The sequence below is a fragment of the Glycomyces salinus genome (assembly GCF_016428645.1).
In the GTDB taxonomy this organism is placed as follows: Bacteria; Actinomycetota; Actinomycetes; order Mycobacteriales; family Micromonosporaceae; genus Glycomyces; species Glycomyces salinus.
The window spans coordinates 1-11,976 of record NZ_JAELXW010000066.1 but is presented as its reverse complement, the minus strand read 5'-3'; the positions used below and the strand labels follow the sequence as shown (position 1 = coordinate 11,976).

Below are 11,976 nucleotides of genomic sequence, written 5' to 3'. Positions count from 1 at the left end.
GACCTCGCCGGCATCGCCCGGTTCGCCGGGAACAACGGCCTGACCTCGATCATCGACAACACCTTCCCCACCCCGGTGAACTTCCGGCCGCACGAAGCCGGATTCGACCTGGTGTGCCACTCGGCGACCAAGGCGCTCAACGGACACTCCGACATCGTCGCCGGGGTCGTCACCGGTTCGGCCGAGCTGGTCGAGCAGGCCCGTTCGTGCATCAAGCTGTACGGCGGCAGTCTCGACCCCCACGCGGGGTACCTGCTCGCGCGCGGGCTCAAGACGCTCGCGCTGCGGGTGCGCCAGCAGAACGCGAACGCGACGGCGACCGCCCGCTTCCTGGAAGGACACCCGCAGATCGCCGAAGTCGCCTATCCGGGACTCGAATCCCACCCCGACCACGCGCGGGCCGCCGAGCTGTTCGACGGGTTCGGGTCGATGCTGGCGTTCCGGCCCGCCGACGGGGTCGAAGCATGCGAGCGCCTGTTCAAACGGCTCGAGCTGCCGTACGTCGCGCCGAGTCTCGGCGGAGTCGAAACGCTCATCACCCGCCCGGCGACCACCAGCCACGTCGGCATGAGCCCCGAAGCCCGAGCCGCCGCGGGCATCCGCGACGACCTGGTGCGCCTCTCGCTCGGCATCGAAGCGGCCGAGGACCTGATCGCCGACTTCGACCAGGCCCTCGTAACCGCCTAGTTCCTGCTCACCGGGGCTCGACCAGGGTGCGGACGCGAGCCGCGACCGTGGGACGGCGCACCGCCGCATTCCCCTCCCCGGTGCCGTCACCGGCGCCTCGTTAGGCTCGTTGAGCCTGGTGGGGAGGGACCTTGGACACTGCAACGGAAACCGCGACGATCGCCTGCGAAGTGACGTTCGTGCCCTCGGATCCGCCGCGCGGCGGGCTCGTCGCGTTCTATCGGCTCGACCGCGGGCCCCTGCCCGAGGCTCCCGGCGACGCGGGCGAGGTCACCGTCGTCGCCTACGCCTCCGGGCGGCGCAAGACCGTCCCGGCACTCCTTTGCTGGCCCGAGCGGGCCGCCGAATACCTGCTGTCCGCCGAGGCGGCCACCGACTCGGCCCGCGCCTGGGCACTGGCGGCCCGCAAAGCCCTGCAACTCATCGCGACCGGAGCGATCGCGCCGGGACTCGACGCCGAGGGCGCCGGGGCCTGGCGGATCGCCGGGCTCGACGGGGCCGACGCCGAATGGCTGCGCCGCCTGGCCGACGCGATGCCCCCGGCCGCCTACGCCGCGACCGCCGACCGCCGCATGGCCGACCCGTACCGGCTGCTGCGGGCGTACCTCGACGCCGTCGCCGACGGCTGGACCCGATCCCCGGCCGTCACCGCCCTGGTCGGCGAGCACGCGCTCAGCGCCGAGGAACCGATCGACGCCCCCGAGTTCGCCGCCGCGGCGGCCCGGCTCGCGAACGGCCGCGACATCGGCTGGGGACTCGCGCTCGTGATCGAACCCGGCACGCCGACCACGCGGATGCGGGCGCTCATGTACGACCGCGCCGACCCGGCCCGCCTGGTCGACCACGCCGAAGCCGGAATCGACGGCGGCGAGTTCCGGCGCGGCCTGAACGCCCTCGCCGGTGCCGCGCGCTGGCGCAAACTGCACCAGCTGTCGAGTTGGGCCGCCGATTTCGCCGTCGACCTCGACCAGGACGACCTGGTCTATCTGCTGGTGGACGACGGCCTCGCCGACCTGGCGGACCTGGGCGTCGAAGTCCGGTGGGACGCCGAGGTCGACAAGGACCTGCGGGTGTCGCTGGCCGTCGACGGCCCTGAGGACACTGTGGATGACAGCCCGTTCGCCCTCGACAAGCTCCTGTCGTTCCAATGGCGTGCGGCCCTGGGCGACCGCGAACTCACCGAGGCCGAACTTGACGCGATCGCCGATTCCCACAGCCCCCTGGTCAAAGTCGGCGACCGCTGGCTCCTGGTCGACGAGGCGCTGCGCAGCAAGCTCGCGCGGCGACTCGACACCCCCGCTCCCCTGGAGGCCCTGCGGGCTGCGCTCACCGGTGCCGTCGACATCGGCGGCGAAACCGTCCCGGTCGCCGTCGGCGGTCCATTGGCGACACTGCGGGACCGGCTGCGCGACCCGGACAGGTCCGCCTCCGTCGCCCAACCCGCCGCGCTCGACGGGGAACTGCGCGACTACCAGCTGCGGGGCCTGTCCTGGCTGTCCGGCCTCGCCGAGATGCGACTGGGCGCTTGCCTGGCCGACGACATGGGCCTGGGCAAGACCATCACGCTCATCGCCCACCATCTGCGCAGGCAGGACGACCCGGCCACCGCCGGGCCGACGCTGGTGGTGTGCCCGGCCTCGCTCATGGCGAACTGGGTGGCCGAGATCAACCGCTTCGCCCCCGAGACCGCCCACCGCCGGTTCCACGGCCGCGACCGCACCCTCGACGCCCTCGGCCCCGGCGAGATCGTCGTCACCACCTACGCGACCATGCGCCGCGACGCCGAAGCCCTCGGTTCGGTCCAATGGGGCCTGGTGTGCGCCGACGAGGCGCAGCACGCCAAGAACCCCGCCGCGGTGACCGCGAAGGCCCTGCGCGCCATCAAGTCCGGCGCCCGCGTGGCGCTCACCGGCACCCCGGTCGAGAACAACCTCACCGACCTGTGGTCCATCCTGGACTGGACCACGCCGGGCCTGCTCGGCTCGCTGGAGGGCTTCCGGAAGTCCTACGGTCGCCGCGCCGAACTCGGCGACGCCGATACCGCCTCCCGACTTGGAGCCCTGGTGCGGCCGTTCATGCTCCGCCGCTTGAAGACCGACCCCGGCATCGCACCCGAGCTCCCCGCCAAGACCGTCACCGACCAGCACGTGACCCTCAGCCGAGACCAGGTCGCCCTCTACAAGCGGGTGGTCGACGAGACGATGGCCGCCATCGGGGCCGCCTCCGGAATCGAACGGCGCGGCCTGGTGCTGGCGCTGCTCACCCGGCTCAAACAGGTCTGCAACCACCCCGCCCACTACGCCGACGCCGACGACCCCGCCGCCGGGAAGTCCGGCAAGCTCGACCTGCTCGATGAACTGCTCGAAACCATCGTCGCCGAGGACGAGCGCGCTCTCGTGTTCACCCAGTACGCCCACATGGGCCGCCTGTTGTCAGCGCATCTGGAGCGCTCCGGGATCGACACCGCATTCCTCCACGGCAAGATCCCGGTCAAGCGCCGGGAGGAGATGGTCGCCCGGTTCCAGAACGGAGACATCCCGGTCCTGCTGCTGTCGCTCAAGGCCGCCGGGGTCGGCCTCAATCTCACCCGCGCCACCCACGTCATCCACTACGACCGGTGGTGGAACCCCGCCGCCGAGGAGCAGGCCACCGACCGGGCCTACCGGATCGGCCAGACCCGTGCGGTCCAAGTGCACCGCATGGTCTGCGAAGGCACGCTTGAAGAACGCATCGCCGCCCTCATGGAACGCAAACGGGCCCTCGCCGAAGCCGTCGTCAGCTCCGGCGAGGCCGCGCTCACCGAGCTGAGCGACGACCAGCTCGCCGAACTGGTCCGACTGGAGGAACGATGAGCAGACGAAGCGGTGTGCTCGCCGACACGCGGCTCGGTCCTGCCGCCAGAGACCTCGCCCGGGCCCTCGACCGGCTCGTCGACGGCACCGACTCCGGCCGTATCGGCCGCGGCCTGGCCATGGCCGCGCGCACCGGCTACGTCGACGACCTGGAGACAGAGCCCGGTGCGATCCACACCTTCGTCGCCGGCTCCCGAGGCGGACGCTACTTCGTGACCGTGGCCTACCCCGCGTTCGACGACTACGAGCGCGCCGCCTGGGAGTACGTGACCGGCCCGGCCGGATACGGCCCTGAGATCGCCGCCGGAACCTGCACTCGCGAACTGCTCGCCTTCGCCGAAGACTCCGGCTGCCCCGTCGTTCCCGCTCCCGAGGTGATCGACGCGGACTGCGACTGCCCCGACCCCGATCCGGTGTGCAAGCACATCATCGCGACGCTGAAAACCTTCGTCGACGAGGCCGACCGCTCGGCGTCGATCCTGCTGCGCGCCCGAGGCGTCGGCTCCGCCGGTCCGGTCCCCGCCCAGGCCGTGCCGGAAGGAGCGGGGCGGACCCGTTGGGCCGCCACGGCCTTCGAGGACGGACCGGCCCCGGCCGAGGCTTTCGCCAGGACCCCCGGTCCGCTTCCCGAGGCCCCCGAGCGGCCCGGGGAACCGGACCCTCCCTGCTTCCACGACGGCCCGTGGGACCCGGGCCGCTTCACCCCCGAGATCACCGCGGACCGGCTCGACCTCCAGGCCGCCGTCGCCGCGAACGCCGCCTTCGTCGCGCTCGACGCCGCCGACCGCGGGATCCGGATCCCGCCGCGACCCGACGACCCGCGGCTCGACGCGATCCGCGTCGCCGCGCTCGCCAAGGAGAAGGCCCCCGAACTCGCCCGCCTCGCCGGTTGCCCGCCGCAGGAGGTCGAGGACCGCGGATTCGCGTGGCTCTACGCAGGAGCCGACGGCGTCGCGGTCGTCGCCGAGCAGTGGAGTCCGGACCTGGAGCGCTGCCGTGAAGCCGACGAGCGTTTCGCGCGGGCGGTCGGCGGCGTGACACGTCGCCGGAACCGCTGGACCTTCACCGGCCGGGGGCTCCAACTGCGATTGGGTCGCGACGGGCGCTGGTACCCCTTCGCCAAGGACGGCAACCGATGGCGCCTCGTCGCCGCGCCCCGAGCCGACCTCGGGGACGCCGTCCAATGGATGGAAACCGCATCCCCCGCGCTCCGGGCCTGATAGCCGGTACCGGAACGAGCGGAATCAGCGCCGCGGGGACCGTCCCTAACGGTCGGCTTCGCACGAGGTCTTCGGGACGCGGGATCAGCAGCGGGAGGGCGTAGCAGCCGCGATCCTCCCATGTCGAGTACGCCACTGCCCACTTCGCCATGGCACCACCATCGCGACGGGGCAGCCGTACGTCTCTTGGGCGCCGCCGATAGCTGGGAGCCAGAGCATCGCCTGCTCATCGCTGGGGCCCCCTGGACGCTCGGTCAGTCCTCGCCGTCGGCGGACTGCGACACCAGCGGCGGACACCCCGGAAAGCGCCGAAACAACGGCGTCACGGGTAGTCCGGGTCGGCGGTGATACGCACCTTTTGCGGCGCGCCCCGGGGGAATTCCCAGATGTAGCCGGCGGTGCTGGCAGCGGTCAGCGTGGTCTCGTTCAATTCGACCTTGGAGAACGGATTCGAGCCGAAGGAAGTCGCCACCCACTCCAAGGAGCCCTCGGCGCCTTCCCGTGCGAGCGCGACCCAGCCGATGCTTCCCCACGACGACTCTCCCGCCAGGGCACGGTATCCGCCGTGAGTGTGCGAGGCGCGCTCGTCGCAGCACAGCCAGGAGCTGGGCGTCCACTTGGTGGCCTGCAGCAGCTCGGACCATCGGTAGCCGGCGGGCCGGGAGTACCGAGCGACGGGTTCGAGCGGGCACAGCTCCATCACCATTAGTGTGCCGTCGGCGAACGCGATGTAGTCCACGTTCGGGTCGGGCGCCTCCTCGGCAAGCCAATGCTCGCGGAGCCGTAGGGCCGTTTCCGCTCTACCTTGCGAGTCCATGTCGACATTGTGGCCGCGGCCCGCCACGCGTCCTTCGGCGTCGGATCCGGTTCACCGGGGGACGCCTCCGACTGCCGGACCGCTGTACCTTTCGGTTCATGAACGACGAGTTCGGGGCCGAGCAGGTCCAGGAGATGCTGGCCGAGGCGGAGGTCAGGCCGGCAAGCCTGGGAGACCGCACGCTGTTCGGCGAGCCGATCCTCGTGTTCGCGGAAGCTCAGACCGCCGCCCACGAGGAGTTCCGTCATGTGCGGGTCAGGCCCGACGGCCGGGTCGTCGCTTGGGCGAACTAGAAGGACCTCGGTACCGGTCCCGGTGTCGACGAGGCGTCATGGAAGGAACTGGTCGACCACCAGAAGACCGACATGGCGACGGTCACCGATCGGAGCGGGGCTCCATCGTTGGAAGTGCGCCACCTCAAGCGCTGGAAGAGCCGTATCACCGTGCCGATCCCCACGGACGCGAGATCGGGTCGATCCGGCAGAAGAGCCTCACGTTCAAACCCTCATGGGAGTTGTCCGCCGGCGATCGCTCGTACGGTCGGGTCAGGTCCGACGGTTCGCGGTTGCTGGGCCTCGACATCATCGACGCCTCCGGAGCCGTGTACGGCCGGATGAGAAAGGTCGGTTCCTCGTTCTACGGTGTGCGGCAGTACCACGCCGGAATGGCGGTCGGCCTGCCTCCGGCGACGGTCGGTTTGCCCAGTACGTTCGTGGTCCAGTTCTTCAGGCGCCCGGACCATCTCCAGCTCGCGCCGATCATCCCGTTGGGGTGGGTCTGTCGATGAGCTTCGGCAGCCCCTCGAAACTCCCCAGGCCCGGCCCGGGAGCGGCCGAGTTAGCGCAGGCCGATGGTCCGCAGCGGCAAGGCCCGCCGCCTGGTCGTCGGCAGTGCAACGTTCCTCTTGCCGCTGATCCACGAGCACGAGGCTGATCGAAGCGGGTTCCGTCATTGCCGCGAAGTCCTCAGCACCCGGTGTCTCGGGCCGTCATGCGTGGAACCGGCTGGTACCAGCGGTGATGTTCGGAACATATAGTGCGGACTTGAACCACTCATCAAGGCTCGTTCGGTGGCGAGCCTCGTCAGCGACCGTGACACTCCAGGCGCCGGTCCATCCGGCGCTGTAGGTCTCGCGTCGGCAGTTCTCGAACTCGACCAACAGATCCGGTCTGCCTTCGCATTGTGCGTATCTGCGGTCCACCGAACGGGGTCGCGCGGGCATCCCGATCGCGGCGGGAGCCCAACGGGAGCGAACCGGGAGCCGAGCCCTCCAAGATGTGAGTGCAAGGAACGCAGATCACCGATTCCCGGAGGCGGTTCCGAACCCATGAGCGACGACCAGCAACGCCGCGTCGACCCGGACGCAATCCGCGACGTGGCCCAAGTCGATCTCCCCGAGATCGCCGAGCGGCTCGAAGAGGCGCGTATCGGATTCTTCCGTACCGAAGGGCATGCCGGGGCCTCGTTCTCGGGGACCTCGTACGTCATCGAAATCATCGGGGACGTCGGATGGGATCCGTTCGCCTCCGTCGGAGAGAAGTGGGCCGAGTTCACGGACGGCCTGGCCTCGGGGCTCAGAGAGTCCCAGGTGCGGATCCTCGACGCCGCCGACGCCCTCGAGAAGGTCGCGCAGGATTACGACTACACCGAGGACGAGATCGTGACCGATTTCCACTCGATAGGGTACTGAGCAGGGGAGAGAAGTAGCCATGCCGAAAGACGATGAGGTCTTCGCCGCCGATGTGGAGAGCGCGTTCGAGGCCCTGTGGGAGGCGTTCCGCGATGAGTCGAGCACCGCAGACGTCCTCTTCGCGAAGCCCCTGCTGACAGAACTTCAGGCCGGTAGCCCGCTGTTCACCGGCTTCGGGAGAATCACAGGCGGCACCTCCCCGGTTTTGAGCAGCATGTCGCTCTCGGTGCGGCCCGTTTTGAGTGATCTCAACCCCGAACACGGCCGTGGCCCGATCGACACGATCGAATCCAAGCTCGAGTGGTGGGACGGGCCCTCCGGCAGCCCTCAGTACGAGTTCAAGAACGGTTATCTGCCCGATCTGTACAGTGCACTCGGCGCCACGCACGGCGTCCTCCAGGCGGCGGAGGCGGCGATGGCCCTGGTCGAGGCAATCATCGACCAGGCCCGTCAGAAGTACCTGGACCTGCTCGAAAGCACGCTCGCCAGAATGGGACAGGTGGCCCGGGCCAGGAAGCGGGCCTCGAATCCGGCGAGCATGGTGACGGCGGTCTTCTCGGCCCTGGCCACCGTCTTCTCAGGTGGTGTCGCCAGTGTGATTCTCGGTGGTGTGGCGGCCGTGGGCGCTGTGATCGACCACGCGACCACCGATCCCGGCGAAGGAGAGTACGTGGCGATCCTCAGGGGCGCTCTCGACCGCGCCGCCGGCATCCGGTCGGCTGTCGAGGAGGAGGCGGGGAACGTCGCGACGATTCTCGACGGTGCCTTGAACTATGTGGTGGGGCCGCAACAGGATCGCTTCCTTGCCCCCGAAGTCGGTCCGGTCCGGTGAGATCGGGGCTGCACTTCTACCGCGACCGCGACGGCCGCGAGTTCGACTTCGTGCTCGAACGCCGAGACGGAGCGGTGGCGGCCATCGAGGTCAATGCCTCGGTGACAGTGCGGTCCGACTCGCTCAAACATCTCCGTTCGCTCCGAGACCGATTCGGCGACCGGTTCCACGCCGGCTATGTCCTCCACTTGGGCGAGGAGAGGGTGCCGTTCGGTCCTAACGCGGCCGCCGTGCCCGTCTCGGCGCCGTGGGGCGGGGCACCGCTGCCTTGAGTCCGTCCGCACCCGCTCGTCGTACCCCACAGACCGGGGCCGATTGGGGAAGGAGCGTGGGCCGGTGTGCGGTTGCAATCTCTGCGTCGGGTGTCGGGATGCGGGGTTCAAGTTTCGGCCGGATCGAAATACGCTGGCGGCATGGCATCATTCACGCCGAGGGACCGGCTGCGGCTGGCCCAGGAGATGGACGAGACCCGTCTGCGCATGTACCGCATGAAGGTGCTCCGTGAACAGCCCGGCATCGGCGCGTGGGAGTTGAAGCACGCCGTCCTGGAGTGGATGAGCACCGGCGGGATCCAGGACTTCGATGTCCCGGGCGGCGAGCGGCCCAAAGGAGCGGAGGCGGCCATGGCGAACGACCTCGAACGCTCCTACCGCCGGCTCGCCGCCGCAGTCGACTCGGTCGGCGCGCCCTGGGCGCTGGCGGGGAGCCTGGCTGTCTCAGCACGGGTCGAACCCGCGTACATGACCCACGCGAGCGTGATCCTGTCGGTCAAAGACGAGCAGGTCGCCCACGGCATCCTCGACGACCTTGAGGAGGCGGGGCTCCGCCTGCTCAGCGTCACCGACCAGATGTCGGTCAAGAACTGGAGCCAAGAGCATGACCGACCGGCCGACCCGGCGAACATCGAGATCGAGCACCACCCCAACGGTCTCGTCGCCGGGGCCCGTCTCGTCGACGATTCCGGCGACCGGGACCTCGAGGTGGAGTTGGTCTTCGCCGCCTCCGGCATCGAAGCCGAGATTACCGCCGCGGCCGAGCCGCTGGAGATCCTTCCTGGGCAGGTGTACGCGGTGGCCCGAACCGGCCATCTCATCGCCCTGACCGTCCTGTCTCTCGGCAATACCGGCCGTGACCTCCGGCCCGACCAGTTCGCGACGATGGACGCCTACTCCTCCGAACAGGCTTACAGCGGCATCCGCGAACACGCCGACCTCAAAGCGCTGATGGAAGCGGCCACCGACCAAGACTGGCGCCTCACCTGGGAAGCCGTCGATCTGATGACGAGCCGGAGCGCCACCAGATCCCGCGACCTCCGAGCGGAACTGGCGGCGTTCCTGACCGAGCTGGAGGCCTGAGCCCGTCGGCACCGCGGCGTGGACAGCCCTCGCGCGGACGCATCGCTGTTCGAAAGAGGGATGCTGTGGGCAGCGCCAATCGCGGCGATCTGGGGTCCAAAGGCTGGGCGAATATACGGTTCTGGCATCGGCGAATCTGTTATTACGATCATGGATCCGTCGGAAATCCTCTCATCATGTTGAACCACGGCATCAGCAAAGTCGTAGTTGCTGAAAAGTCTGTTCGATATCGGCGATACCGAGGATTTCTAGGGCTCTTCCCTAGGAAGAGTGGGTGTCTGAGCTGGGGATTGAAAGAGGACACGCTGTCTCTCGCTTAGAATTCGAGGTGCTGAAACCGGACGAATCACCGTGGAGAAGACAGCGTGTCTTTCAACAGGATATTTCAGCGCCTGCTCGGGCTGGAGCAGGCCGTGGTCGAACACGTCGAATTCGACGGCGAGGACCTGGTCGTGCACACCCGCCCGAAAGCCGCGCAGCGGAGCCGGTGCGGCAAGTGCGGGAAGCAGTGGCCCGGCTACGACGCCAGGACCGGTCGGCGCCGGTGGCGCGGCCTGGACCTGGGCACGGTGCGAACCTGGATCGAAGCCGCCTCACCCCGAGTGGACTGCCGGACCTGCGGGGTCACCGTCGCAGGCGTGCCGTGGGCCCGCCACGGCGCGGGCTTCACCCGAGACCCCGCGCCCTGCTGCTGTTGAACCTCGGCGGACACCGCCCCGCCCTACCAGGCAGAAACCCGTGAAATCCCGCCCACGAACACTAGAGATGAGCCCACAAAACCGCCTAATCCGGGGCGTTTTACCTGGTAGTGGGCTTGCAGGCCTCATAGCAGCCTATGCAAACATGTTTCCCCAGGTGAGAGTCGTGTACGACAGCTTGGTGAGGAATAAACACATACCATAAACACAAACATGGTATGTTTTTGTTCATGGCTGTCCAACTGGATGAGCTTCCAGCCACGTTCACGCTCCCGGAAGTCATCGCCGCAGGCGGGTCCCGACGCGCGGTGTACTCATGGCGAGATTCGGGGAAGGTCGTTCAGATCTCCCGAGGCGTGTACCGCAAGGCTGACGCGGCCGAGACCACGTACCTCGACGTCCTAGCGGCTGCCAGGCGTGCTCCGCGCGGGGTCGTCTGCCTGGTGTCAGCACTGGCGCTCCACGATCTGACCGACGAAGTTCCGCCGGCTGTGCAGCTGGCGGTGCCGAGGGGCGTCAACCCTCCGCGTATCGCCTATCCGCCAACAGAGATGCACCGCTTCGATCCTGCCACTTTTGACATCGGCAAACAGCCCTTCGAAGTAGCACCCGGAGAGTTGGTGAACGTCTACTCGCCCGAGCGCGCCGTTGCCGACGCGATGCGTATGCGTCACCTGGTCGGTGAAGGTGTCGCGCTGGCAGCATTGCGGACCTACCTCGCCGAGAAGCGCGGTCAACCCGCGGAACTGATGAGCGTTGCCGGGAGGCTTGGCCGTGCCTCCGCGTTGACCGACGCGATGCGGGTGATACTCAGCTGATGCCGACTCCCTCTCGAGACACGACGGCGGGTCGTGTGTTCAACGATCTGCGAAACACCGCTCGGCGACAGCAACGAGGCACCGACGAACTCTTGGTGGCCTACGCGCTGGAGCGCTGGCTCTACCGTGTCTCCGTCTCGCTATATGCCGACCAGTTCATATTGAAGGGAGGGCTGCTGCTCGCAGCGTTCGACGCGCGCAGGCCCACCCGCGACGCCGACTTGCTCGGACGCATGGACAACGACGTCGAGGTGCTCGTCGACCGAGTCGGTGAGATCGCCGGTATCGGCATTGACGACGGCCTCGAATTCGACACTGACCAGATCCGTGCAGCAGTCATCCGTGAGGACGACCTGTATTCCGGCCTTCGGATCACGATGCCCGCCAACCTCGGGAAGGCACAGATCAAGCTGGCCCTGGACGTCAACTTCGGCGATCCCGTCACACCGGGAGCGGTCCGCATTCCCTATCCGAGCGTGCTCGAATCCCAGAGCTTCGAGATCCTGGCGTACCCCATCGAGACCGTCCTTGCCGAGAAGATCGCCACGGCGGTGAATCTCGGCGAGATCAATACCCGGGAACGGGACTGGGCCGACATCTGGCGACTCACCGGCGGGCACGACCTCGATGGCGGCACGCTTACCGAGGCGCTGCGACGCACGGCCGACTATCGGGGTATCCCGCTCCGACCGCTGTCCCAGCGAATCGGCTCACTGGTCGACTCACGCGGAGGCAACTACCGGACCTGGCGCCGCAGGCAAGGAGCCGAAGTCGACAGCTACCCCGAAGACTTCGGAGCACTGATCGCCGAGGTCATCCGCTTCGCGGACCCGCTGCTGAGCGGCAAGGCCGCAAACTCGCGATGGAGCGGCCAAGCCCGAACATGGGATGAGAAGGCCTGAGAGACAAAGAAAACGAGGCGCGGCCGTCACGTTGCGACGGCCGCGCCTCGACTGATTATCTGCAGTGAAGCCCCCCGGTATGTGTGAGGGACCTATCTGTGAGAA

At 68.3% G+C, this 11,976-nt stretch carries 12 protein-coding genes and 1 pseudogene; 12 read left to right on the top strand and 1 reads right to left on the bottom strand.

Translation table 11 applies throughout. The features are described 5' to 3' along the window. The 3 genes from JFB92_RS17265 to JFB92_RS17255 all read left to right on the top strand — a co-directional run. Nucleotides 1-687 (top strand): trans-sulfuration enzyme family protein (locus JFB92_RS17265; protein ID WP_199041675.1); only part of this gene is annotated, 687 nt, incomplete at its 5' end. A 131-nt stretch (nt 688-818) separates the two neighbouring features. After that, nucleotides 819-3,539, top strand: coding sequence for a DEAD/DEAH box helicase (locus tag JFB92_RS17260; RefSeq protein ID WP_199041672.1), 2,721 nt, complete (start codon nt 819-821; stop codon nt 3,537-3,539). Beyond that, on the top strand, nt 3,536-4,759 hold the full coding sequence (locus tag JFB92_RS17255; protein WP_199041669.1) for a hypothetical protein: 1,224 nt from the start codon (nt 3,536-3,538) through the stop codon (nt 4,757-4,759). The genes JFB92_RS17260 and JFB92_RS17255 overlap by 4 nt, the downstream gene beginning before the upstream one ends. Nucleotides 4,760-5,081: 322 nt before the next feature. Here JFB92_RS17255 and JFB92_RS17250 read toward each other — a convergent pair whose 3' ends face one another. Then, nucleotides 5,082-5,576: a hypothetical protein gene (locus JFB92_RS17250; protein ID WP_199041666.1), complete on the bottom strand. Its 495-nt coding sequence runs from the start codon at nt 5,574-5,576 to the stop codon at nt 5,082-5,084. 98 nt (nt 5,577-5,674) lie between these two features. Here JFB92_RS17250 and JFB92_RS17245 point away from each other — a divergent pair, with 98 nt between their 5' ends. The 9 genes and pseudogenes from JFB92_RS17245 (at nt 5,675) to JFB92_RS17205 (ending at nt 11,871) form a co-directional block, all read left to right on the top strand. Continuing rightward, nucleotides 5,675-5,869, top strand: coding sequence for a hypothetical protein (locus JFB92_RS17245; RefSeq protein ID WP_199041663.1), 195 nt, complete (start codon nt 5,675-5,677; stop codon nt 5,867-5,869). Between the two features lie 38 nt (nt 5,870-5,907). After that, nucleotides 5,908-6,363 (top strand): hypothetical protein, encoded by a 456-nt coding sequence (locus JFB92_RS17240; RefSeq protein ID WP_199041660.1) that lies wholly within the window; start codon nt 5,908-5,910, stop codon nt 6,361-6,363. A 540-nt stretch (nt 6,364-6,903) separates the two neighbouring features. Further along, nucleotides 6,904-7,266 (top strand): hypothetical protein, encoded by a 363-nt coding sequence (locus JFB92_RS17235; RefSeq protein WP_199041657.1) that lies wholly within the window; start codon nt 6,904-6,906, stop codon nt 7,264-7,266. A gap of 19 nt (nt 7,267-7,285) precedes the next feature. After that, entirely contained in the window at nt 7,286-8,098 is an 813-nt protein-coding gene (locus JFB92_RS17230; protein ID WP_199041654.1) for a hypothetical protein, read from the top strand. Next, nucleotides 8,095-8,370 (top strand): DUF4143 domain-containing protein, encoded by a 276-nt coding sequence (locus JFB92_RS17225; RefSeq protein WP_199041651.1) that lies wholly within the window; start codon nt 8,095-8,097, stop codon nt 8,368-8,370. The genes JFB92_RS17230 and JFB92_RS17225 overlap by 4 nt, the downstream gene beginning before the upstream one ends. Nucleotides 8,371-8,511: 141 nt before the next feature. Then, on the top strand, nt 8,512-9,453 hold the full coding sequence (locus JFB92_RS17220; RefSeq protein ID WP_199041648.1) for a hypothetical protein: 942 nt from the start codon (nt 8,512-8,514) through the stop codon (nt 9,451-9,453). A 365-nt stretch (nt 9,454-9,818) separates the two neighbouring features. Continuing rightward, a pseudogene (locus tag JFB92_RS17215) lies at nt 9,819-10,124 on the top strand (transposase family protein); the annotation flags it as partial. A 257-nt stretch (nt 10,125-10,381) separates the two neighbouring features. Further along, nucleotides 10,382-10,969, top strand: a complete 588-nt coding sequence (locus JFB92_RS17210) for a type IV toxin-antitoxin system AbiEi family antitoxin domain-containing protein (RefSeq protein ID WP_199041642.1) — start codon at nt 10,382-10,384, stop codon at nt 10,967-10,969. 35 nt (nt 10,970-11,004) lie between these two features. Continuing rightward, nucleotides 11,005-11,871 (top strand): nucleotidyl transferase AbiEii/AbiGii toxin family protein, encoded by an 867-nt coding sequence (locus JFB92_RS17205; RefSeq protein ID WP_199041639.1) that lies wholly within the window; start codon nt 11,005-11,007, stop codon nt 11,869-11,871. Nucleotides 11,872-11,976 lie beyond the last annotated feature (105 nt).